The organism is Azospirillum brasilense (assembly GCF_022023855.1).
In the GTDB taxonomy this organism is placed as follows: domain Bacteria; phylum Pseudomonadota; class Alphaproteobacteria; order Azospirillales; family Azospirillaceae; genus Azospirillum; species Azospirillum brasilense_F.
In genome coordinates this window covers 1,064,725-1,085,977 of record NZ_CP059449.1, presented here as the reverse complement: position 1 = coordinate 1,085,977, position 21,253 = coordinate 1,064,725, and the positions used below count along the sequence as shown (strand labels likewise).

Below are 21,253 nucleotides of genomic sequence, written 5' to 3'. Positions count from 1 at the left end.
TTTCTCAGTTCCTCCGGCGTCAGGCCGCACCGACCGCCGCCTTGTGCGGGGCGGAGGCATAGGGCTTCTCGATGCGGACGTCACCCTTGGCCGTGCGCCACAGGTTGTAGACCATGATCAGGGCACCAGCCAGGAACAGGACGCCGCCCAGAGCACGGATCACGTAGAAGGGATGCATGGCCGCGACCGTCTCGACGAACGAGTACTGGAGGAAGCCGAGGTTGTCGTAGGCGCGCCACATCAGGCCCTGCATGATGCCCGACACCCACATGGCGGTGATGTAGAGCACGATGCCGATGGTGGCGGTCCAGAAGTGGTAGCTGACCAGACGCAGGCTGTAGAGCTGCGAGCGCTTCCACAGGACCGGGACCAGATAGTAGATCGCGCCGAAGGAGATGAAGGCCACCCAGCCGAGCGCACCGGAGTGCACGTGGCCGATCGTCCAGTCGGTGTAGTGCGACAGGGCGTTGACCGGCTTCACCGACATCAGCGGGCCCTCGAAGGTCGACATGCCGTAGAAGGCCACCGACGTCACGAGGAAGCGCAGGACCGGGTCGGTGCGCAGCTTGTCCCAGGCACCCGACAGGGTCATGATGCCGTTGATCATGCCACCCCAGGACGGCATCCACAGCATGACCGAGAAGGTCATGCCCAGCGTCTGCGCCCAGTCCGGCAGGGCCGTGTAGTGCAGGTGGTGCGGGCCGGCCCAGATGTAGAGGAAGATCAGCGTCCAGAAGTGCACGATCGACAGACGGTACGAATAGACCGGCCGCTCCGCGCGCTTCGGAACGAAGTAGTACATGATGCCGAGGAAGCCGGCGGTCAGGAAGAAGCCGACCGCGTTGTGGCCGTACCACCACTGCACCATGGCGCTCTGCACGCCCGAGACGAACGGGTAGGACTTCATCCCGGTCAGCGACACCGGGACGTTGACGTTGTTGCCGATGTGGAGGATCGCGACGGTCAGGATGAACGCCATGAAGAACCAGTTGGCGACGTAGATGTGCGACTCCTTGCGGGTCATCACCGTGCCGACGAACTGGATGGCGTAGAGGACCCAGATGACCGTCAGGTAGAGGTCGAGGATCCACTCCGGCTCAGCATACTCCTTGCCCTGGGTGTAGCCGAGCACGTAGCTGAGCGCCGCCAGGACGATGAAGATGTTGTAGTTCCAGAAGACGAACTTCGCGAGGCCTTCACCGCCGAACAGGAACTGGCGGCTGGTGCGCTGCACGGAGTAGAGCGAGGTGGCGAACAGGACGTTGCCGCCGAACGCGAAGATCACGGCCGACGTGTGGACCGGCCGCAGGCGCCCGAAGCTCGTCCACTCAAGGCCGAGATTCAGCGCCGGAAAAGCGAGCTGCAGCGCGATGAAGACGCCGGCCAGGAAGCCGACGACGCCCCAGAACACTGCAGCGATGACGAAGAGTCGGACGGCGTCTTCGTAGTAACGCACATTTTCCGACACCCGCTGGCTGCCCAGGGCGGCCCCTGGCGTCAGAGTCGCTGATGTCATTCAATCTCTCCCGTTTGCCCCGGGCGGCTCGGGCCGCTCCCTCTGAGGTTGCACCACCGCTGGGTACGTACTGTTAAGGAGGGGGGCAGGTTCACATACGATGCACTTCTTATGCGGACGCCGGTTGCGCCTGCCTCCAATAATCCCAATATGTGTAGGGGTGGACCTTGCAACATTGATCTACGTCAACGACCGGTCTTACCGGTGCCTGCCATCGTTCACCGTCCTTCACGCGGTCGGACGGGCATGGACGAAAGCTTCATCGCGAAACCTCTCGGTCAGCGTCAGATCGACCAGGCCTATCCGCTGGTGCGGGCCATCTTCCCGGACCTGCCGGTGGAGCAATGGCGCGCATTTGCCGCAGCACTTATCGGGCCGGTTGATACCCCCGCGACGCCGTCGGGCATCATGACCGTGCAGAACGCACGGGGGTACCTCCATGGACTTTTCTCATACGCTATTGCGGAGCATCTTCGCCACGGCCGAATTCTGGCCGTGGAGAATTTCGTCGTGCTCGACCTGTTCGACATGACGGGCCCGGCGGAGACTTTGCTACGGTCCATGGATCGTCTGGCGCGCAGCCACGGATGCGCGGCGATCCACACCTCCCTGCCGGAATTGCTGGCCGGGGAGACCGGGTCGCGCGGGTCCCTGCTGACCTGCTTTCACCAGGACGGGCACCGCACGGAAACCTTGCGGCTGTGCAAGGCGATGGACGGCGCCAACGACAACCGCGCGCATCGGTCGCAGGCGGAAAGCCCGCTCGGCATCCCGTAAGCCACGCCGGAAGCGTCAAGTCTCCCGTCCCATCCCGCGAATCCATCCCCCGTTTCCCACGACTCCGGCGATGTGACCGTTTGCTCGGCGGGCGCGAGCGGCTAGGATGCGGCCATCATGACCGACACCCCCACCACCCCCGTCAAATACCGGGCGATCCATCTGCAGGCCGGCCGCCAGCGGCGCGTCCTGCACGGCCACCCCTGGGTCTATTCCAACGAAGTCCAGATGGACACGGCGGCCAAGGCCATCCCGCCGGGCAGCCCGGTGCGCCTGCTGGACCCCGGCGGGAAACCGCTGGGCATCGCCACCTTCAACCCGCACACCCTGATCGCCGCGCGGATGCTGTCCAGCGACCCGGCGACGGTGGTCGACCACGCCTTCCTCGCCGGGCGGCTGAGGAGCGCGGTGGCGATGCGCGAGGCGCTGTTCGGCCGGCCCTACTACCGCGTCGTACACGCGGAGGCCGACGGGCTGCCAGGGCTGATCGTGGACCGCTACGGCGACGTGGTGACGGTGCAGGCCAACAGTGTCTTCATGGACCAGAGGATCGACGCCATCCTGGCCGCCATCGACGAGGTGCTGGCCCCGCGCGCGGTCATCCTGCGCAACGACAGTACCCAGCGCGCGCTGGAGGGGCTGCCCGAGGAAAGCCGGCTGGTGAAGGGCGAGATCGACGGCCCGATCCGGCTGGAGGAGAACGGCGCCACCTTCTTCGCCGACCCGCTGGGCGGGCAGAAGACCGGCTGGTTCTACGACCAGCGCGACAACCGCGCCTTCATCGCCAAGCTGGCGAAGGGCAAGCGGGCCATCGACTTCTTCAGCTACAACGGCGGCTTCGGCGTGCTCTGCGCCGTCGAGGGCGCGTCGTCGGTGGTGTCGGTCGACCGCTCGCAGGGGGCGCTGGACAACGCCACCCGCGCCGCCGAGGCCAACGGGGTGGCCGACCGCTTCGAGGCGCGCCGCGCCGACGCCTTCAACGAGCTGGAGCGGCTGAACGCCGAGGGCGAGACGTTCGAGATCGTCATCGCCGACCCGCCGGCCTTCGTGAAGTCCAAGAAGGACCTCGCCGTCGGCTGCCGCGCCTACCGGAAGATGACCCGTCTGGCCGCCAAGATCACCGCGCCGGGCGGCTTCCTGCTCTGCGCGTCGTGCAGCCACAACGTCGATCCGCCGACCTTCGCGGAACAGGTCGCCCGCGGCCTGCACGACGCCGGGCGGACCGGGCGCATCCTGCGCAGCGCCGGGGCCGGGCCGGACCATCCGGTTCACCCGCATCTGCCGGAGTCGGCCTATCTCAAGGCCATCGTGATGCAGTTGGACTGAGGGTTGACCCACCACGAAGGCACGAGGATGGTGACGATCGTCGTGCCCTTTGTGGTTTCCCGTTCCCCTCGCGGCCGCTACGGGCGGCCGAACACCCCGACGACCTCGACGTGGGCGGACCACAGGAACTGGTCCACGGGGTAAACGCGGCTCAACACATACCCGCTGTCCACCAGCGTCCGGGCGTCGCGGGCGAAGGTCGCGGGGTTGCAGGACACCGCCACCACCCGCGGCACCTTCGACCCGGCCAGGGCCTGCGCCTGGGCGGTGGCGCCGGCGCGCGGCGGGTCGAAGACCACCGCGTCGAACCGCGCCAGTTCCTTCGCCGTCAGCGGGTTCTCGAACAGGTCGCGCCGCTCCGTGGTCAGGCGCAGCGCCCCCGCCGCCTTGTTCAGCGCGGCCAGCGCCGGGGCGTCCCCCTCCACCGCATGGACCGCCGCCCGCTGAGCCAGCGGGACCGCGAAGGTGCCCAGCCCGGCGAACAGGTCAGCCACCCGCTTCGGCTCCCCGATGTTGGCAAGGACGGCGGCAACCAGGGCGGCCTCCCCCTCGGCGCTCGCCTGGAGGAAGGCGCCGGGCGGCGGGGTGACCGGCAGGCCGGCGAAGGACACCGCCAGCGGACGGCGGTGGGCGATGGGCTCCGATGTGCCACGCTCGTCGGCCTGCCAGGAGATGCGGGCCACCCCCTCCGCCTCGCCGAAAGCCACCAGCCGCTCCCGCGCCGCGCGGTCCAGGCTGCGCGGGCCGACCAGCACGAGGTCGATCCCGCCCTCCAGGTCGGTGGCGATCACGTCGCAGCCGCCGCCGTCCGGCAGAACCGACAGCAGCAGCCCGCGCAGCGGCTCCACCAGCGCGAACAGGCCGGGCCGTAGCACCGGACATTCCGTCAGGTCGGTCAGCCGGTGGCTCATCCGCTCGTTGAAGCCGAGCCAGACGCGGCGTCCCCGCTTCAGCGCGGCGAAGCGGGCGCGGCGGCGCGCGGCCGGAGGCGTCCGGGACAGCGGCTCCAGGGGCGCGGCGCCCAGCCCGACACGGGCCAAAGCACCCTGCACCAGCCCGACCTTCCAGGCGGCGTAGGCGGCGTCCTCCATATGCTGGAGCGTGCAGCTGCCGCAGGTTCCGAAATGGGAACAGGGCGGCACGGCGCGTCCCGGGCCGGGCTTCAGGATTTCGAGCAGGTCGGCGCGCAGACCGTCTCCCTTGGCGTTGGCGGCCTCCTTCACGGCCACCCGCACGCGGTCGCCGGGGACGGTCAGCGGCACGAAGAGCTTGGCGCCGTCGAGGACGGCGATGCCGTCGCCGCGGGCGCCGACCTCGGTGACGGTCACCTCAGCGGTGCGGGAGGCGGTGCGCGGTTCGCCGCTGCGGGGGGACGGGCGGTGTTTGGGGGCGGGTCGTTTCACGCGGTCACTCTCAGGACGGCCATCATGCCGGTCTCCTGATGCTCCAGAACATGGCAGTGGAGCATCCAGTCACCGGCCTCTTCGGCCACGAAGGCGATCTCGGCCGTCTCACGGGGGCCGAGCAGGACGGTGTCGCGCCACTCGCGGTGTTCGGCCGGCCGGCCGTTGCGCGAGAGGACGCGGAAGGGAAAGCCGTGCAGGTGCATGGGGTGCCACCAGCCGGTCTCGTTGACGAAGGCCGTCACCTGCGTTTGACCGCGTTTGACGGTGATGAGCGGTTCCAGATGATGATGCCCCATGGATGAATGGCCAGGGGCAGCCACGCCGTTCAGCGCCCAGAAGGGGCCGCGCGGCCCGGCATTCTTCGGCATGGCGCCGTGCATCCCGCCGTCCAGCACCACGTCCTGGCGGACGGCGTTGGCAAGATCGGGTTCGGGCAGCGGGTTGGCGGCCAGCGCGATCGGGGCGTCCAGCGGCGAGTCGCGCAAGGGCGCCTCGCCGCTGTAGGTCAGCCGGGTCAGCCGGTAGGCCATGCGCGGGTAGAAGCCGTCGACCACGTCGAACTTCTCGCCCGGCCTGCCTTCCATGTCGATCACGAGGTCGGCGCGCTGGCCGGGTCCCAGCACCACCTTGCCGTCCGGCGGGGCGTGCGGCGTCACAGGCTGGCCGTCGAGCGCGATCACCCGCGGCGCGTGCCCCTGGAAGTCGAGCGCGAAGACGCGGGCGTTCGCCGCGTTGATCAGGCGCAGGCGGACGCGCTCCCCGGCGCGGACCGGCACGCTGTCCCGGACGGCGCCGTTGATGGTGACCGTGTTGCCGATGCGCCCGGCGTGGGTGGCGTCCATGGGGTGGCCGAAACCGCCGGCCAGTTCCGCCTCCTTCGTCAGCCGCCAGTCGCCGAGCAGCCAGAGCAGGTCGCGGTCGACGTGGATCGGCTCCCGCTCCTCCACGATGAAGGCGCCGGTCAGGCCGTGGGCCACCTGCACCCCGCTGTTGACGTGGGGGTGGTACCAGAAGGTGCCGGCGTCCTTCAGCGGGAATTCATAGTAGAACCGCCCGCCCGCCGGCACCACGGCTTGCGACAGGCCGGGCACCCCGTCCATGGCGTTGGGGACGCGCAGGCCGTGCCAGTGGATGGTCGTCGGTTCCGGCAGCGCGTTGGCGAAGGCGATGCGCGCCGTGTCGCCCTGGCGGAAGCGCAGCTCCGGCCCCGGAATCCGCCCGTCATAGGCCCAGACCGCCGTGTCGGGAAAGCCCGTCCCCGCCAGATTGACGCGGGCCGGGCCGGCGGACAGGCTGACCGCCTCCCCCACCGCCGCACGGGCCGCGCGCGGCAGCAGAGCGGACCCGGCCAGCAGGGCGGAGCCGGTCAGCAGATCGCGGCGGGTCAGCGGGAAACGCGGCGGCACGGTATCCTCACGCGTAGCGGGCCAGGGCGTCGCGCAGGTCGGCCGACACCGGGGTCGGGCGGTGGCTGTCCTTGTCGACGATGACGCAGACGGCCTCCTGCACGGCGACGCAGCGGTCGCCCTCGAAGATGGCCACCCCCAGGACGACGGAGGTGTTGCCGACCTTCGCCACGCGCGCGCCGACGCGGATGTCCGCCGGGAACCGCAGTTCCGCCTTGTAGTCGATGACGCTGCGCGCCAGCACCACGGTCCAGGGGGACTCGTCGCGGAAACCACCGCAATCATGGACCAGCAGCACGCGAATCTGTTCGAAATACACGCCGATGGCGTTGTTGTTGACGTGGCCGAGCGCGTCGAGGTCGGCGAAGCGCACATGCTCCGCGATCCAGAAACGGTAGAGGTCGGGGCGGGTCGGATCGGTCATGGTCGCCTGTCGGATGGTGGTTGGGGCCGAATGTGGCCGGTGGCGCGGGCCGGGGCAAGCCCGGGTATGACGGTCATTCCCCGCAGCGTCCCGATTTGCCGCGCCAAGCCGGGCGGGCCGGTGTTATAGGAGTCGCACCATAACACCCGCAACGGACCGCAAGATGAGCAAGGACAGCACCAACCAGACGGCCGAGGCCCTCTTCGAGAAGGCCCTGTCGGTCGCCGAGAAGCATCTCGAGGCGGCGATCAAGGAAGGCGGGGTCCTCGGCCCCTACATCGCCGTCGCCATGATCGAGGCCGCCGTGAACACCGCCGTGGACGAGACCAGCCACGAGGACGTCATCGACATGCTGCGCGATCTGGCCGCCCAGATCGAAGCCGACGCCGACGAAAGCGAAGATTGATTCCTGCCGTCACGCGGGGTCCGGCTGCCGGCGCGCTTCGCGCCGGCGCAGGATTTCGTAGACGACGGCGCCCAGGATGGTCAGCGCGATCAGGATCAGCGACAGCGCGTTGACCGCGGGTGTCAGGCCCGTGCGCACCTTCGAGGCGATGTAGACCGTCAGTGTGGTGTCCAGCCCGCGGACGAACAGCGTCGTGTTGTAGTTTTCGAAGCTCTGCAGAAAGGCCAGGAAGGACGCCGACAGGATGGCCGGCGTCAGATAGGGCAGCGTGATCCGCCGGAACACCTGCCCGTGGGTGGCGCCCAGATCCAGCGCCGCCTCCTCCAGCGTCTGGTCGAACCGTTGCAGCCGCGCCAGGAACAGCAGCATCGCGTAGGCCGCGATGAAGCTGGACTGCGCCAGGATGGTCAGGAACAGGCCGCCGGTCACCCCGAACCACTCGCGCCAGAAGACCAGCGTGGAGATGCCGACGATCACCCCCGGCGTCAGCAGCGGCGACACCATCACGGCGTAGAGGAAGGTCCGCGCCCGGCTGTGCAGCCGGTCGAGCAGGAGCGCCGCCGCCAGCCCCAGCGGCACCGCCACCGCGATCACCCCCGCCCCGACGAGAAGGCTTGTACCCAGCGCCTGCCACATGCGCTGGTCGGCCCACAGGGCGCCGAACCATTGCAGCGTGAAGCCCATCCAGGGGGTGACGGTCGGGAAGCGGCTGCTGTTGAAGGTCGCCGCCGCCATGATCCCCAGCGGCAGGAACAGATAGCCGAAGAACAGGACCAGATAGGCCCCGGTCAGCCAGCGGCGGAAGGTGGCAGCGGTCATTTCGCCCCCATCATTTCGCAATATCCGTGAGGCCGACGCGGAACAGCCGCATCATCAGCAGGATGAAGGCGACGCACAGGATCAGCAGGATGAAGGCGTAGGCCGCCCCCTGGTTCCAGTTCCCGCCCTCGAAGAACCAGTTGTAGATGACCTCGGTGAACCAGCGGCTCTGCGGTCCGCCCAGCAGGGCCGGCACGGCGTAGCTGCCCGCCGCCAGCATGAAGGTCATGATGCAGCCGACCGCGATGCCCGGCTTGGCGTGGGGGATGACGATCTGGCGGTGGATGCGCAGCCAGCCGGCCCCCAGATCGCGCGCCGCCTCGATCTGGTTGCGGTCCAGCGACTCCATGGCGTTCATGATCGGGAACACCATGAAGAGGATGTAGACGTAGACCATCCCGATGATGACCCCGGCGTCGCCGCCGAGCAGTCGCTGCGGCTCCGAAAAGAGGCCGAGCCCGACCAGAAGCGCGTTCAGCGGCCCGTTGAAGGCCAGGATGATGTACCAGGCGAAGGTGCGCAGCAACTCGTTGATCCAGAAGGGCACGACGAGCATCAACACGAGCAGCGGCAGGCGCCGCCGCGGCGCCACCTGCGCCATGTAGAAAGCGACGGGGTAGCAGACGGCCAGCGTGACGGCGGTGACGAGGCTGCTCGCCCAGATCGTCTTGAGGAAGATCGACAGATGGATCTGGTTGGTCCACAGCGTCGCGTAGTTGCGCAGCGTGTAGACGTCCTCCGGCCCGCCGGCCTTGCTGGGCGGCAGCGACGGGCGGAAGGAGAAATCCACCATCAGCAATTGCGGCAGCACGACCAGCAACAGCAGCCACGCGGCCACCGCCAGCAGGATCGCCGCGGTCAGAACCGGACCGTACCGGCGCAGCACGCCGCCCATGACCTCTCCCCCACCCGCCGAGATTGAGCCAAGATTCTAGGATCGAAAGCCTCTCACGACCCCGGGCCGGAGCGCAAGCGAGGCTATGCCCCGGCAAAAGACCAGAGACTTCAAATAACCACATTTTTATTGCCTTTTTCCGGTCCCCGGACTGTGCCCATAGTGGCGTCATGCGTGCATGGCGGACATCCGGCGTGATGAGGGAGGCAACAGCGTGGGTCGCCGCGCTGGTGCTGGTCTTCCACGCCCTGGTCATGGCCACCCACATCCCGGCGCCGCTGGCCAGAGTGCTGGCGGAATCGGCGCAGCTCGCCATGGCCGGCTCGATCTGCCACTCCGGCGCCGCGCCCGACGCCTCCGCCGTGCAGCACTCCGACCATGGCCCCGTCCCGGACGGTACGCCGGGCCACGTCACCTATTGCCCGATCTGCCTGTCGCTGGGCGGCGGATCCCTGTTGGGTCCGGTCCTGGCACCGGCCCCGCTGCCGCCGACCGGGATCGTGCTAGCCGCCGCTCCGCTGCCCGCGGACGACGAGGCCGGGGCCGGCCGCGTCTCGCGCGCCTTCTCCGCCAGAGCGCCTCCGGTGGGTGTCTGAACCGACACCCTCAGACAGACCCACACCGGAGAGTTCCTATGATCCGCAACACCCGCGGCGCCCTGCTGGCCGCCGCCGTCCTCACTTGCCTGCCCGGTCTTCTTCCTGGTTCCGCCGCCCTCGCCCACACCACGCTGGAAAGCAAGCAGGCTCCCGCCGCCAGCACCTACAAGGGCGTGCTGCGCGTCGGCCATGGCTGCGGCGCGTCCCCCACCATTGCCCTGCGCGTGCAGATCCCGGAGGGGGTCATCGCGGTGAAGCCGATGCCCAAGCCCGGCTGGACCCTGACGACCAAGGAGGGCCAATACGCCAAGGCCTACGACTATTACGGCGAGTCGCTGAGCAAGGGCGTCACCGAGATCGCCTGGACCGGCGGCTCGCTGCCGGACGCCCATTACGACGAGTTCGTCTTCCGCGCCCGCCTGCCCGACGCCGCCCCCGGCACCGTGGTCTATTTCCCCGTGGTGCAGGAGTGCGAGACGGGCGTGCACCGCTGGATCGAGATCCCGGAGCCGGGCAAGACCGACCACGACGTCAAGGAGCCGGCCCCCGGCGTCACCCTGACCGCCAAGCCGTAAGGGAAGGAAAAACGCATGCGCCGGCTGGTCGTGGGGTGGGTCGCCGCCCTGATGCTGCTGTCCCTGTCCGCGCCGGCCCTGGCGCATGCCGTGCTGGTCGAGAGCGCCCCGGAGGACGGGGCGCGGCTCGATGGCCCGCCCGCCGAGGCCGTGCTGCGCTTCAACGAGCCGGTGCGGCCGGTCTCGGTGACGCTGATCGGCCCCGGCGGGGTGACGCTTCCCCTGCCCGCCCCTGCCGCCGGGGACGGGGCGCTGCGCGTCGCGCTGCCCGGCGGGCTGGCGGTGGGGACCCACATCCTCAGCTACCGCGTCAGCTCGGCGGACGGCCATCCGGTCGCCGGATCGCTCCTGTTCGGGATCGGTGCGGAACCGGAACGACCTGTGGAGCTGGGGGGCGCGACACCGCCGGCCACGCTGCTGGCCGCCGCCGCGGTCCGGGCGCTCCATTACGGAAGCCTGCTCGCCGCGGTGGGCGGCGGGCTGTTCCTGGTGCTGGTGGCGGGGCGGTGGAGTCCGCTGAACCGCCGCCTGCGCCCCGGCCTGTGCCTGGGCGTCGGCGTCGCCGCCCTGGTGGCTGTGCTGAACGCCGGTCTGGCCGGGGCGGTGCTGGAAGGGGCGCCACTGTCCGCCCTGGCCAGCGCCCCGCCTTGGATCGCCGGCCTGACCAGCACGGCGGGACCGAGCGTCCTCCTGGCCCTGCTCAGCCTGATCGCCGCCGCGCTGGGGCTGGGGCTGGAGGAACGTGGGACGGCGGGCGGCGTGCTGCTGGTCGCCGGGGCGGTCGGGGCGGCGCTGGCGCTGGCCGCCACCGGCCACGCCGCGACCGCGGAGCCGCGCTGGCTCAGCGTGCCGCTGGTCACCCTGCACGGTCTGGCGGTGGCCTTCTGGATCGGCAGCTTCTGGCCGCTGGCCGTGCTGCTGCGGACGGAACCGCCGGCGGAGTCGCTGCGGCTGGTCCGGCGCTTCTCCGCCATCGCGGTTCCGGCAGTGGCCGTCCTGCTTCTGGCCGGGGCGGGGCTGAGCGCGTTGCAACTCGGCGACCCGCGCACCATCCTGACCACCGCCTACGGCCAGATCTGGACCGGCAAGATCGTCTGCGCGCTGGCCCTGCTGGCGCTGGCCGCCGTCAACCGCTGGCGGCTGACACCGCGGCTGGAGGTCATGGGCGGACAGGCCGCGGCCCGGCTGCGCGCCAGCGTCCACACCGAAATGGTGGTGGCGGCGCTGGTCGTGCTGTTCACCGCCGGGCTGGGCACCACACCGCCGCCGCGCACCCAGGCCCTGCCGGTCTTCGCCGAGAAGCCGGCGGGCTTCAGCACCGCGGTCGTGGCCCGCGGGCGCACGGCCATCGTCACGGTGACCCCGGCGACGCCGGGAGTGAACCGCGTCGAGATGCGCCTGACGGGACCGGACGGCGCGCCCCTCGACGCGCTGGAGGTGTCGGCGGAGCTGGCCCTGCCCGCCGCCGGGATCGAGGGCATCACCCGCCCCCTGCCCAAGGTGGCGCCCGGCGTCTATGCGGCGGACGGGGTGGCTCTGCCGGTGGCCGGGTCCTGGGCAGTGCGGCTGGACGCGCTGGTCAGCGACTTCGAGAAGGTGCCCTTCCGCGCGGCGGTGCCAATCGGGCGCTGACCGGCGTTACGCCGGCGCGTCGGGCAGCACCACGGCGTCCTCCGCCCGGAAGGCGATCCGGGCGGGCTCGCCGGGGGTCAGCGGCGGCTCGTCGCCCAGATGCTGGACCTGGACGGTGATGCCGCCCTCCAGGAAGGCGTTGATGAAGGCGCCCTCGAAATCCCGGTGGGTGACCCGCGCCTCCAGCGCGTTCTCCGCCCCCGCCCCCGCCGCCATGCGCTCCGGCCGGACGAACAGGGTGGCGCGGTCGCCAGGCGACAGCCGGCGCGGGTTGCGCCCGACCAGACGGCCGCGGGGGGTGTCCAGAGCGGCCAATCCGTCGGCCGACTCGGCGACAGTCCCGGAAAAGCGGTTGTTCTCCCCCACGAAGGAGGCGACGAAAGCGGTTTCCGGATGGTCGTAGATGGCCCGGCCGTCGCCCACCTGCTCCAGAACGCCCCTGGACATCACGCCGATCCGGTCGGACATGGTCAGCGCCTCGCCCTGGTCGTGGGTGATGTAGATGAAGGTCACGCCGGTCCGCTTCTGCAGGTCGCGCAGCTCGGCGCGCATGTGCTGGCGCAGCTTCAGGTCCAGCGCTGACAGCGGCTCGTCCAGCAGCAGGACGGCGGGTTCCACGGCCAGAGCACGGGCGATGGCGATGCGCTGGCGCTGGCCGCCCGACAGCTCCGTCACCTTCTTTTCCGCGGCGTCGGGCAGGGCCACGAGGTCGAGCAGCTTGCGCACCCGCCCCTGGCGCTCCGCCGAGGGCACGCCGCGCACCTCCAGCCCGAAGCCGATGTTCTCCGCCACCGTCATCAGCGGGAATAAGGCGAGGTTCTGAAAGATCAACGCGGTCGGTCGCTTGTTCGGGCCGATGCCGCGCATGTCTCGGCCGCCGATGCGGATGGTGCCCTCCGTCGGCTCCATGAAGCCGGAGACCATGCGCAGGATGGTGGTCTTCCCGCAGCCCGACGGGCCGAGGAAGCTGAAGAATTCCCCCGCCCCGACCGTCAGCGACACGTCGCGGACGGCGGTGACGGAACCGAACCGCATGGTGACGGACTCGAGCTGGACGTCCTGACTCATAGGCACCTGATTTGATCGCTTGCCGCCAACCCCCTCACCCTAACCCTCTCCCCGGAGGGGAGAGGGGACAATCGGGACGGGAGAGGGTCGCACTCACGCCGCCAGGAAGCGGTCCTGGTACTCGTTGCGGATGGAGACGTACCAAGCCTCCTGGATCGGCCACCACCACAGCTTCTGCAGCGCGTCGCCCGGATAGGCGTCGGCGAAGAATTGCTTGTTCAGGTCGGACAGATGAGCCTCCGCCCCGACCGCCGTGCTGGAGATGCCGGAATGGTTGGTGTAGAGGGCGCCCGCCTCCGGCGTGTAGAACCAGTTGATCCAGGCGTAGGCCTGCTCCAGGTTCGCCGCCTTGGCCGGGATCGCGAAGCCCTCCATCCAGGCCAGCGCCCCCTCCTTCGGCGCCAGGAAGCGGATCGGCAGCCCCTCCTTGCGCAGGGCGACCGCGGACGAATCCCAGGTCTGGCCGATCACGCAGCCGTTGGTGCGGAAGGCGCCCTGGGCCTCGTTCTCGTTCGACCAGAACTGGCCGATGGCCTTCTTGTTGGCGGCGGCGACCTGAAGGATCGCGTCGAAGTTGGCCCGCGCCTTCGCCTCGTCCTTGAACTGCTCGCGGATCGGGTGGGGCAGCTTGCCCTGGCCTTCCAGCCACAGGCCGATGCCGATCAGGCCGGAATGGCCGCGCACCGTCACCTTGCCGGCGTGCTCCGGCTTCCACAGGTCGCCGTAGCTGGCGGTGCCGTAGGTCAGCGGCGCCTTGGCCTGGTCATAGGCGATGGCCTCCGTCCCCCAGTCGGCGGGGGCGAAGAAGCGCTTGCCGCCGACCACGCCGCCCATGGCGGCGGAGCCTTCGACCGCCGACTTCAGGCAGCCGTCCCACTTGACCTTCGACTCGTCCAGCGGCTGGACCAGCTCGAACTCCACATAGTTCGGCACGCGGTCGACCGTGGGGTGGATGATGTCGAAGCCGGCGCCGCCCGTGGCCTTGAGCTGGTTCAGCAGCTCGTCGTTGGTGCCGTATTCGGTCAGGCTGGCCTTGATGCCGGTCTTCTTCTCGAAGTCGGCCAGCATGTCCGGGTTGATGTAGCCGGCCCAGGAGAAGATCTTGACGCTGCCCGACGCGGCGCGGCCCTCGCGCAGGATGAAGGGGCCGACAGCGGCGACGCCCGCGGCGGCGGCGGTCCCCTGGAGCAGCAGGCGGCGGGTGAAGCCCTTGGCGGCGCGCTGCGTCTCGGCGCTGGAGCGCTGTTCCTGGCTGGTGGTTTCCGGAACCTTGTTCATGGCACCTGCTCTCCCCTTTTCTTATTGGCCCGAATTCATGCTGGCTGTGCCCATCGCGGGGCCGGCCGCGGGGCCGGACCTGCCGAACTCCGCCGCAGCGGCAACTGTGCCGCGATATCCGGGCGCCGTCCATGGCTCAAGCGGGAGTGGGCGCAAACTTCATCGACCTGTAACGGCCCGCTCAGCTCTCCAGCATGCGGCGGAGAAGCTCGACGTCCTCGGCGAAGGCGGGGTCGGTGGTGCGCAGCTCCTCGACCTTCTTCACCGCGTGCATCACGGTGGTGTGGTCGCGCCCGCCGAATTTGCGCCCGATCTCCGGCAGGGAACGGGCGGTGAGCTGCTTGGCGAGATACATGGCGACCTGCCGCGGGCGGGCCACGGCGCGGGCGCGGCGGGCCGAATGCATGTCGGCGACGCGGATGTTGAAATGCTCCGCCACCCGCTTCTGGATCTCGTCGATGGTAACGCGGCGGTCGTTGGCGCGCAGCAGGTCGTGCAGCACCTCCTGCGTCGATTCCAGCGAGATGGCGCGGCCGACCAGCTCGGCGTGCGCGACGATGCGGTTCAGCGCCCCTTCCAGCTCGCGCACGTTGGACGTGATCTTGTGGGCGAGGAACTCCAGCACCTTCAGCGGGATGGCCGCGTTCAGCGCATCCGCCTTTGCTTGCAGGATGCCCAGCCGCAACTCGTAGGTGGTCGGGTGGATATCCGCGACGAGGCCCCAGCCGAGGCGGGAGCGCAGCCGCTCCTCCATGCCTTCCAGGTCGGACGGGCTCTTGTCGGCGGAGATGATGACCTGACGGTTCTGGTCCACCAGCGCGTTGAAGGTGTGGAAGAACTCTTCCTGGGTGCTGTCCTTGCCGCTGATGAACTGCACGTCGTCGATCATCAGCACGTCCACCGAGCGGAACTGCTGCTTGAAGGCCATGGTGTCCTTGAAGCGCAACGCCCGGATGAACTGGTACATGAACTTTTCCGCCGACAGGTAGATCACCTTGCGGTTCGGATCGTTCCGCCGGATCTGCCAAGCGATGGCGTGCATCAGGTGCGTCTTGCCGAGCCCGACCCCGCCGTAGAGGAACAGCGGGTTGAAGGTGACCGAGGTGGCGTCGGCGACGCGCCGGGCGGCGGCGTGGGCCAGCTCGTTCGGCTTGCCCACCACGAAATTCTCGAAGGTGAAGCGGGGGTCCAGCGGCGCGGAGATGTCGGTCCGGTCCTCCAGCACCGAGGCGACCGCCGTGGGCGACTCGTCCGACGCGAAGGAGGGCGGCCCCGCCGAATAGGAGGAGCCGATGTAGGAATTGGCGCCGTAGGAGGCGGCCCCATAGGAAGCGGCTCCATAGGAAGCGGATTGGCCGAGCGCCGCGGCCCGCGGGGCGGGCGCCGGGGGAACCGGGCCGCTGCCGGCGCCGTCCGCCGGAGCGGAGTCGCGCGACGGCTCACCCGCGTCCTCGTCCGGCATCAGCATGGACGGGGCGTTGGCGGAGGCGACCACGACGTCGATGGACAGGACGTCCGGATTCTCGCCGGCCCACAGGTTGCGGATGCGGTCGGCGTAGTGGGTCAGCACCCAGTCGCGCATGAAGCGGGTGGGCACGACGATGCGCACCTCCCCGCCGCGGATTCCGGCGAAGGAAAGCGGCTGCAGCCAGCTGCGGTAGGCGATCTCGCCCACCTCGTCCTTGAGGCGGCCCCGGATGCGGGCCCACTGCTGATCCAACGACGCGCCGACCGACATGCTTCCCCTACCCCGCTCCTTTCCCCCCGGACGGCCCCGCGCCGCAGGGGGCACCGTTCCGCCCGACTGAACTCAGACCTCTTAGCTTAGGTCCCTTAACTTAGGTCCCGCGCCTTCAAAACGTTCCTCTCCTGAAGACTCCAACGGTGGATGCCTCCCAACTGGACGGCAATACTATCCCTTTGGCGAAGTTGGACTCCGCCTTTGCCACGTCGAGTTTTAAGAAAAGCATCGCTCCAGGAGCAACGGGTCGAGTCGAGCTTCTTGAGCGTCCCGCGACCTTGCCCGCGGCTTTGAACGTCTCCGTCCCTCAGCGAATGGCGCGTGGCGTCAAAGACGACATCGGTGCGTCATTCCCAACGGAAGGAAAGTCTAATCAGCCGCCCTCGCCGTGGCAATAGGACAGAAAGCGAACGGTCCGGACTGCGGCAAAAATCACGCAGCGTTTCCGAAACCCGCCCCTGCCTTTGCCAAAGACCAGGACCGCCGGAGGCGACTCGCCATCCAACAGCCGCGATCCCCTGTCCCACCGGAGTTCTGCCGGAGGACTCGGAAAGAACGGAGACTGTACTTATCAAAAACGCAAAAAGCCGCGCCCAGACCTGGTGCGCGGCTTTATAACGCCGAGTAAACTCAGAGAGCCTTGATGCGGGCCGACAGGCGCGACAGCTTGCGCGACACGGTGTTCTTGTGCAGAACGCCCTTGGAGGCTCCACGCATCATTTCCGGCTGCGCGGCCTTGAAAGCCTCAGCGGCTTCAGCCTTGTTGCCGGACGAGATCGCCGTCTCGACCTTCTTCACGAAGGTGCGGATACGGCTGACGCGGTTACGGTTGATCTCCGTACGACGCGCGGTTTGACGAATGCGCTTTTCAGCAGACTTATGATTGGCCATGAAAACCCTACTCCGGACGACACGCCTGTCCCAGTGCGAGGGGGCCTTATACGCTCCAGCCGAATGAGAGTCAAGGCACCGTCCAACACTGTTTTTCGGCAAAGGAAAGATTACGAGATCTTGACGGATTTCTGGTCCTCCCCCGCTAGATACGGGGGAGGAGTCGGGGGATGTCAGCGATGCTTCCAATCCGGCTGACGCTTCTCGGCAAAGGCGGCCATGCCTTCCTTCTGGTCTTCGACGGCGAAGGTGGCGTGGAAGATTCGGCGCTCGACCCGGATGCCTTCCGACATGGTGGTCTCATAGGCGGCGTTGACGGCGTCCTTGGCCATCATGACGACCGGGCGCGAGAGCTTGGCGATCTTCTCGGCGACCCGCACCGCCTCGTCCACCAGATCCACCGCCGGCACGATGCGGCTGACGAGGCCGGCGCGCTCGGCCTCGGCGGCGTCCATCAGGCGGCCGGTCAGGCACATCTCCATGGCCTTGGACTTGCCGACGAAGCGGGTCAGGCGCTGAGTGCCGCCGGCGCCGGGGATGGTGCCGATGGTGATTTCCGGCTGGCCGAACTTGGCGGTGTCGGCGGCCAGGATGAAGTCGGCCATCATCGCCAGCTCGCAGCCGCCGCCCAGCGCGTAGCCGGCGACCGCGGCGATGGTCGGCTTGCGGCACTTGGCCAGCCGCTCCCACTTGGCGGTGATGAAGTTGGCCTTGTAGACGTCCATGTAGGAGAAGTTCTGCATCTCCTTGATGTCGGCGCCGGCGGCGAAGGCCTTCTCCGAACCCGTGACCACGATGGCGCCGACGGAGTCGTCGGCCTCCAGCGCGTCCAGCGCTTGGCCCAGCTCGGTCACCAGCAGGTCGGACAGCGCGTTCAGCGCCTTGGGCCGGTTCAGCGTGACGAGCCCGACCGGTCCGCGGGTTTCGACGAGAATGGTTTCGTACGGCATGATGCAGCAGGCTCCCGTGGTTTGCCCCCTCGCTCCGGGCGGGGGTGCTTCTGGTTTGCTCTTGGTCTCGTTTGGAGGATCAGCGCGGAATCAGCGAGAAGCGGACCACCGTGGCCGCCGCCTTCTGGACGGTGGCCCTCGCGGCGGTGGCCCTCACGTTGGTGGTGGGGGCCGGCTCGACGAATTCCAGGCGCAGCTCCTCGCCCTCCCGCAGGAAACTGGCACTTCCGCCCGCCCGTTGCGGGGCGCGGCTCCAGCCGAGCTGCGGCATGGTCTGGTTGTAGAAGGACAGGACCGCGTTCCGGTCCATGGCGCCCGCCATGACGGACTGCGCGATGCGTCCGGCGGGCTTGTCGAAGACCAGCGGCGCCTCCTCGGCGGGGGCGAGGCCCGGCATGACCGGCACGTCCCCCATGCCTTCGACGTAGCGGCTGGGGTCGGCGGCCCAGGCGGACGAGGTTGCGGGCAATGGAACCCCGGCCAGACCCGCAAGGGCGGGGCCGGCGAGGAGGAGGAGGGCGGCGAGCGTCGCCCTCGCGGTGGCCGATGGAGCCGTCATACCTTCCACCTATATCAACGCTGGCGTTGCGGACAATAGAAAGTCGAACGGCCCGCCTGGACGATCCGGCGGACACCCCCCGTCTTCGCCACGTCGCAGCTGCAGCCCGGACAGGGCGCGCCCTCGCGGTCGTAGACCGAGAACTGGTGCTGGAAATAGCCGAGTTCCCCCGACGCCTGCCGGTAGTCGCGCAAGGACGACCCACCCGCGGCGATAGCCCGCTCCAGCACCGAGCGGATCGCCGTCGCCAGCCGCTCCGCCTTGGCGCCGGTCACCGTGGCGGCGATGCGCGTGGGGCTGAGGCGGGCGAGGAACAGCGCCTCCGACACGTAGATGTTGCCGAGCCCGGCGACCACGCTCTGGTCCAGCAGGGCAGCCTTGATGCTGGTCATCCGTCCGGCCAGCCGCGCGGCCAGCACCGGCCCGGAGAAGGCGTTGCCCAGCGGCTCCGGCCCCAACGCGCGCAGCAGCGGATGCTCAGCGAGCGTCTCCGCCGTGGCGAGGTCCATCAGGCCGAAGCGGCGGGCGTCGTTGAAGGTCACCACCGTCCCGGCGTCGGTCTCCAGCACGACATGGTCGTGGGCGCCCCAGGCGGCGGGCCGCTCCGGCGCGATGATCATGCGGCCCGACATGCCGAGATGGGCGATCAGCACCGTCCCGTCGTCGAGATGGACCAGGATGTACTTGGCACGGCGGCGCACCGACTCGACGCGGCGCCCGGTCAGCCGCTCGCAGAAGCCGTCTGGAAAGGGAACGCGCAGGTTGGCGCGGCGCTGGAGCACCTGGACGAGAGTCCGCCCCTCCAGATGTGGGGCGAGGCCACGGCAGACGGTTTCGACTTCGGGAAGTTCGGGCATGATGGCAAGGAGGATGGTGGGAAGCGCCGGTTGACGCAAGGGGCACCGATTGAGGCTCGTCGGGGAGCGGGCACCCGTGGCGGCGAATGGATGGCGCCCTCAGCCCTCCGAGCCGTCCACCAGCCCCCGCAAGGCGCGCGCTACCGCCTCCGCCGGGCCGGACCAGTCGCCGACGCGCGTCTGGCGGAACAGGCGGGCAGTGGGATACCAGGGGCTGTCCTCCCGCCCCATCAACCAACGCCAATCCGGCGCGTGCGGAAGCACGATCCACACCGGCACCCCCAGCGCCCCGGCCAGATGGGCCGGGCCGGTGCAGGAGGAGATCACGAGGTCGAGGTTGCTCATGATCGCCGCGGTGTCGGCGAAATCGGCGATGTCCGGCCCCAGATCGGTGAAGGAGGGTGGCATCGCCACCCCTTCCAGATCCTCCCGCCCCGGCCCTTTCTGAAGCCCGAAGAAGCGCACGCCCGGCACGTCCAGCACCGGCCGCAGCCCGGCCAGCCGGGGCGAGCGCTGGGCGTCGCCGTGAAAGGACGGGTTGCCCGCCCAGACCAGCCCGACCCGCGGCCCCGGCCCCTCCACCAGCCGCTCGCTCCAGGCGGCGACGCGCCGCGGATCGGGACGCAGATAGGGCACGCGGGCGGGGATCGCCTCCAGGCTCGGGCAGAACAGGCCGGCGAGGCTCATCAGCGGAATCTGGACGTCGGTGTCGGGCAAGCCGCTTACGCCCGGAAAGTCGGGAGCGCGCGGGATCACCGTCACCCGCGCCGGATCGGTGTTGCGCTCCAGCAGCGGCAGGAGAGGGCCGTGCGCCTCCAGATGGACGCGCGCCGGAGCGGCCTGCAGCACGTGATCCAGAAAGCGGATGAACTGGATCGTGTCGCCCAGCCCTTGCTCCGCATGGACCAGGATGGTGCGCCCCGCCAAATCGGTGCCGTCCCAGAGCGGCTGGCGGAAGGGGCGGCGCTGCCCGGCCAGGGCCTCGCTCCGCCAGCGCCACTCGTATTCCGCCCAGCCGGCGGCGTAATCGCCCAGCCGCAGCAGCAGATGGGCCAGATTCCAGTGGGCGACGGTCAGTTGCGGCGCCACCCGCAGGGCGCCACGGAAGGCCTCCTCCGCGTCCCGCGGGCGGCCGAGATGAACGAGTGCATCGCCACGGACGACCTGGGCCTCGCCCAGATCCTGGGCCAGCCGCAACGCCCGCTCGGCCAGCCGCAGGGCCTGCGCGTCCTCCCCGATCTGGATGGTCAGCGCGCCGAGGTTGGACAGGGACGGTGCGTGCGCCGGATCGCATGCCAGCGCCGCGCGGCTGGCGGCCAGCGCCTCCTCCCGCCGCCCCTGGGCGGCCAGCGCCAGCCCGAGCTTGGCGTGGCCCTCCGCCTCCTGCGGGGCCAGGGCGCGCGCCCGGCGGGCCAGCCGCTCCGCCGCCGCCGCGTCGCGCCCGTCGAGCCGGCACAGCGACAGGTTCCACAGCGCCAGGGCCTCCGCCGGACGTGCGGCCAGCAGCCCGCGGAACAGCCGGGCGGCCTCCTCCACCCGGCCATCGCGGTAGAGCGCGGCGGCGCGGGCGGAGAGGAGCGGCACCCCCACCGCCTCCGCCACCGGGCGGGTGAGCCGCGCCACCGCCTGCCCGACCTCCCCTCCGTCAAGAAGCTCCCGCCCCTCCCGCTCCACCGCCCGGTCGGCGAGGTAGCGCGCCTCCAGGCTGTCGGGCTGGAGCATCAGGAGCCGTTCCAGCACCAGCAGCGACTCGTCGTACCGCCCGACGCCGCGGCAGGCCAGGGCGAGCTGGAACAGCGCTGCCGCGTGGTCGGGCTGGAGCGCCAGCGTCCGCCGCAGGGCGGCCACCGCCCCCTCCCCGTCCTCCAGGATCAGCCGGACGCGGGCGAGGTCGTAGCGCAGGCCCGGATTGTCCGGAGCCAGCCCGATGGCCCCCACGAACAGCGCCGCGGCCAGTTTCGGCCGGTCCGTCTGGCCGTAGAGCACGCCCAGCAGATGCAGAGCGGTCGCCTGATGGGGATCGGCGTCGAGGATGCGGCCGTAGAGGATTTCGGCCTCGGCCAGACGGCCTGACTCGTGGTGGTCGAAGGCGATGGCCAGGGCTTCCGCGATTGTCGCCATGTTTCCG

General features: G+C 69.5%; 20 protein-coding genes. 6 read left to right on the top strand and 14 right to left on the bottom strand.

The window, feature by feature from the left end; translation table 11 throughout:
- Positions 1 to 19 precede the first annotated feature (19 nt).
- Positions 20 to 1,516, bottom strand: coding sequence for a cytochrome-c oxidase, cbb3-type subunit I (gene ccoN, locus H1Q64_RS05170; RefSeq protein WP_059398493.1), 1,497 nt, complete (start codon positions 1,514 to 1,516; stop codon positions 20 to 22).
- Between the two features lie 246 nt (positions 1,517 to 1,762).
- On the opposite strand from ccoN, the gene H1Q64_RS05165 reads away from it, so the two are divergent.
- Both H1Q64_RS05165 and H1Q64_RS05160 read left to right on the top strand, forming a co-directional pair.
- Positions 1,763 to 2,293 (top strand): hypothetical protein, encoded by a 531-nt coding sequence (locus H1Q64_RS05165; protein ID WP_237904654.1) that lies wholly within the window; start codon positions 1,763 to 1,765, stop codon positions 2,291 to 2,293.
- 117 nt (positions 2,294 to 2,410) lie between these two features.
- Positions 2,411 to 3,619 (top strand): class I SAM-dependent rRNA methyltransferase, encoded by a 1,209-nt coding sequence (locus H1Q64_RS05160; protein ID WP_237904653.1) that lies wholly within the window; start codon positions 2,411 to 2,413, stop codon positions 3,617 to 3,619.
- Positions 3,620 to 3,696: 77 nt separating this feature from the next.
- On the opposite strand, the gene H1Q64_RS05155 is transcribed toward H1Q64_RS05160, so the two are convergent.
- The 3 genes from H1Q64_RS05155 to H1Q64_RS05145 are packed head-to-tail and all read right to left on the bottom strand — an operon-like array spanning position 3,697 to position 6,855.
- The gene (locus H1Q64_RS05155; RefSeq protein ID WP_237904652.1) at positions 3,697 to 5,022 is read right to left on the bottom strand and encodes a class I SAM-dependent RNA methyltransferase; all 1,326 of its coding nucleotides are present in this window, start codon (positions 5,020 to 5,022) and stop codon (positions 3,697 to 3,699) included.
- Positions 5,019 to 6,431 (bottom strand): multicopper oxidase family protein, encoded by a 1,413-nt coding sequence (locus H1Q64_RS05150; protein WP_237904651.1) that lies wholly within the window; start codon positions 6,429 to 6,431, stop codon positions 5,019 to 5,021. The genes H1Q64_RS05155 and H1Q64_RS05150 overlap by 4 nt, the downstream gene beginning before the upstream one ends.
- Positions 6,432 to 6,438: 7 nt before the next feature.
- Positions 6,439 to 6,855 carry an acyl-CoA thioesterase gene (locus H1Q64_RS05145; RefSeq protein ID WP_237904650.1) on the bottom strand — a complete coding sequence of 139 codons (417 nt, stop codon included), beginning with the start codon at positions 6,853 to 6,855 and terminating at the stop codon, positions 6,439 to 6,441.
- 163 nt (positions 6,856 to 7,018) lie between these two features.
- On the opposite strand from H1Q64_RS05145, the gene H1Q64_RS05140 reads away from it, so the two are divergent.
- Positions 7,019 to 7,261: a hypothetical protein gene (locus H1Q64_RS05140; protein ID WP_149164597.1), complete on the top strand. Its 243-nt coding sequence runs from the start codon at positions 7,019 to 7,021 to the stop codon at positions 7,259 to 7,261.
- Positions 7,262 to 7,270: 9 nt separating this feature from the next.
- Here the strand turns inward: H1Q64_RS05140 and H1Q64_RS05135 are convergent, their stop codons facing one another.
- Both H1Q64_RS05135 and H1Q64_RS05130 read right to left on the bottom strand, forming a co-directional pair.
- Positions 7,271 to 8,080, bottom strand: a complete 810-nt coding sequence (locus H1Q64_RS05135) for an ABC transporter permease (protein ID WP_094301474.1) — start codon at positions 8,078 to 8,080, stop codon at positions 7,271 to 7,273.
- 10 nt (positions 8,081 to 8,090) lie between these two features.
- Entirely contained in the window at positions 8,091 to 8,975 is an 885-nt protein-coding gene (locus H1Q64_RS05130; protein WP_237904649.1) for an ABC transporter permease, read from the bottom strand.
- A 197-nt stretch (positions 8,976 to 9,172) separates the two neighbouring features.
- Between H1Q64_RS05130 and H1Q64_RS05125 the strand changes: the two genes are divergently transcribed.
- The 3 genes from H1Q64_RS05125 to H1Q64_RS05115 are packed head-to-tail and all read left to right on the top strand — an operon-like array spanning position 9,173 to position 11,781.
- The gene (locus H1Q64_RS05125; protein ID WP_237904648.1) at positions 9,173 to 9,571 is read left to right on the top strand and encodes a DUF2946 family protein; all 399 of its coding nucleotides are present in this window, start codon (positions 9,173 to 9,175) and stop codon (positions 9,569 to 9,571) included.
- 38 nt (positions 9,572 to 9,609) lie between these two features.
- Positions 9,610 to 10,149, top strand: a complete 540-nt coding sequence (locus H1Q64_RS05120; RefSeq protein ID WP_237904647.1) for a YcnI family protein — start codon at positions 9,610 to 9,612, stop codon at positions 10,147 to 10,149.
- A 15-nt stretch (positions 10,150 to 10,164) separates the two neighbouring features.
- Positions 10,165 to 11,781, top strand: coding sequence for a CopD family protein (locus H1Q64_RS05115; RefSeq protein WP_237904646.1), 1,617 nt, complete (start codon positions 10,165 to 10,167; stop codon positions 11,779 to 11,781).
- 6 nt (positions 11,782 to 11,787) lie between these two features.
- On the opposite strand, the gene H1Q64_RS05110 is transcribed toward H1Q64_RS05115, so the two are convergent.
- From H1Q64_RS05110 to H1Q64_RS05075, 8 genes are all read right to left on the bottom strand, one after another.
- Positions 11,788 to 12,849: an ABC transporter ATP-binding protein gene (locus H1Q64_RS05110; RefSeq protein WP_237904645.1), complete on the bottom strand. Its 1,062-nt coding sequence runs from the start codon at positions 12,847 to 12,849 to the stop codon at positions 11,788 to 11,790.
- Positions 12,850 to 12,942: 93 nt separating this feature from the next.
- Positions 12,943 to 14,127 (bottom strand): extracellular solute-binding protein, encoded by a 1,185-nt coding sequence (locus H1Q64_RS05105; protein ID WP_237904644.1) that lies wholly within the window; start codon positions 14,125 to 14,127, stop codon positions 12,943 to 12,945.
- Positions 14,128 to 14,308: 181 nt separating this feature from the next.
- Positions 14,309 to 15,865 (bottom strand): chromosomal replication initiator protein DnaA, encoded by a 1,557-nt coding sequence (gene dnaA / locus H1Q64_RS05100; protein ID WP_237904643.1) that lies wholly within the window; start codon positions 15,863 to 15,865, stop codon positions 14,309 to 14,311.
- Positions 15,866 to 16,498: 633 nt separating this feature from the next.
- A complete protein-coding gene (rpsT, locus tag H1Q64_RS05095; protein ID WP_014238814.1) occupies positions 16,499 to 16,759 on the bottom strand; it encodes a 30S ribosomal protein S20 in 261 nt (86 codons plus the stop codon).
- A gap of 173 nt (positions 16,760 to 16,932) precedes the next feature.
- Entirely contained in the window at positions 16,933 to 17,709 is a 777-nt protein-coding gene (locus tag H1Q64_RS05090; protein WP_237904642.1) for an enoyl-CoA hydratase, read from the bottom strand.
- Between the two features lie 79 nt (positions 17,710 to 17,788).
- Positions 17,789 to 18,268, bottom strand: a complete 480-nt coding sequence (locus tag H1Q64_RS05085) for a hypothetical protein (RefSeq protein ID WP_237904641.1) — start codon at positions 18,266 to 18,268, stop codon at positions 17,789 to 17,791.
- Positions 18,269 to 18,282: 14 nt separating this feature from the next.
- Complete coding sequence (gene mutM, locus H1Q64_RS05080) at positions 18,283 to 19,125, bottom strand: bifunctional DNA-formamidopyrimidine glycosylase/DNA-(apurinic or apyrimidinic site) lyase (RefSeq protein WP_237904640.1); 843 nt, start codon at positions 19,123 to 19,125, stop codon at positions 18,283 to 18,285.
- Positions 19,126 to 19,224: 99 nt separating this feature from the next.
- Positions 19,225 to 21,246: a tetratricopeptide repeat protein gene (locus H1Q64_RS05075; RefSeq protein ID WP_237904639.1), complete on the bottom strand. Its 2,022-nt coding sequence runs from the start codon at positions 21,244 to 21,246 to the stop codon at positions 19,225 to 19,227.
- Positions 21,247 to 21,253: the final 7 nt, after the last annotated feature.

What these genes read in the sequence shown, in the direction of transcription:
- H1Q64_RS05105 (WP_237904644.1), bottom strand. Translation starts at nt 14,127, where the DNA reads ATGAACAAGGTTCCGGAAACCACCAGCCAGGAACAGCGCTCCAGCGCC.
- H1Q64_RS05075 (WP_237904639.1), bottom strand. Translation starts at nt 21,246, where the DNA reads ATGGCGACAATCGCGGAAGCCCTGGCCATCGCCTTCGACCACCACGAG.
- H1Q64_RS05115 (WP_237904646.1), top strand. Translation starts at nt 10,165, where the DNA reads ATGCGCCGGCTGGTCGTGGGGTGGGTCGCCGCCCTGATGCTGCTGTCC.
- H1Q64_RS05140 (WP_149164597.1), top strand. Translation starts at nt 7,019, where the DNA reads ATGAGCAAGGACAGCACCAACCAGACGGCCGAGGCCCTCTTCGAGAAG.
- mutM (WP_237904640.1), bottom strand. Translation starts at nt 19,125, where the DNA reads ATGCCCGAACTTCCCGAAGTCGAAACCGTCTGCCGTGGCCTCGCCCCA.
- H1Q64_RS05130 (WP_237904649.1), bottom strand. Translation starts at nt 8,975, where the DNA reads ATGGGCGGCGTGCTGCGCCGGTACGGTCCGGTTCTGACCGCGGCGATC.
- H1Q64_RS05145 (WP_237904650.1), bottom strand. Translation starts at nt 6,855, where the DNA reads ATGACCGATCCGACCCGCCCCGACCTCTACCGTTTCTGGATCGCGGAG.
- H1Q64_RS05090 (WP_237904642.1), bottom strand. Translation starts at nt 17,709, where the DNA reads ATGCCGTACGAAACCATTCTCGTCGAAACCCGCGGACCGGTCGGGCTC.
- ccoN (WP_059398493.1), bottom strand. Translation starts at nt 1,516, where the DNA reads ATGACATCAGCGACTCTGACGCCAGGGGCCGCCCTGGGCAGCCAGCGG.
- H1Q64_RS05085 (WP_237904641.1), bottom strand. Translation starts at nt 18,268, where the DNA reads ATGACGGCTCCATCGGCCACCGCGAGGGCGACGCTCGCCGCCCTCCTC.
- H1Q64_RS05160 (WP_237904653.1), top strand. Translation starts at nt 2,411, where the DNA reads ATGACCGACACCCCCACCACCCCCGTCAAATACCGGGCGATCCATCTG.
- dnaA (WP_237904643.1), bottom strand. Translation starts at nt 15,865, where the DNA reads ATGTCGGTCGGCGCGTCGTTGGATCAGCAGTGGGCCCGCATCCGGGGC.
- rpsT (WP_014238814.1), bottom strand. Translation starts at nt 16,759, where the DNA reads ATGGCCAATCATAAGTCTGCTGAAAAGCGCATTCGTCAAACCGCGCGT.
- H1Q64_RS05125 (WP_237904648.1), top strand. Translation starts at nt 9,173, where the DNA reads ATGAGGGAGGCAACAGCGTGGGTCGCCGCGCTGGTGCTGGTCTTCCAC.
- H1Q64_RS05120 (WP_237904647.1), top strand. Translation starts at nt 9,610, where the DNA reads ATGATCCGCAACACCCGCGGCGCCCTGCTGGCCGCCGCCGTCCTCACT.
- H1Q64_RS05110 (WP_237904645.1), bottom strand. Translation starts at nt 12,849, where the DNA reads ATGAGTCAGGACGTCCAGCTCGAGTCCGTCACCATGCGGTTCGGTTCC.
- H1Q64_RS05165 (WP_237904654.1), top strand. Translation starts at nt 1,763, where the DNA reads ATGGACGAAAGCTTCATCGCGAAACCTCTCGGTCAGCGTCAGATCGAC.
- H1Q64_RS05135 (WP_094301474.1), bottom strand. Translation starts at nt 8,080, where the DNA reads ATGACCGCTGCCACCTTCCGCCGCTGGCTGACCGGGGCCTATCTGGTC.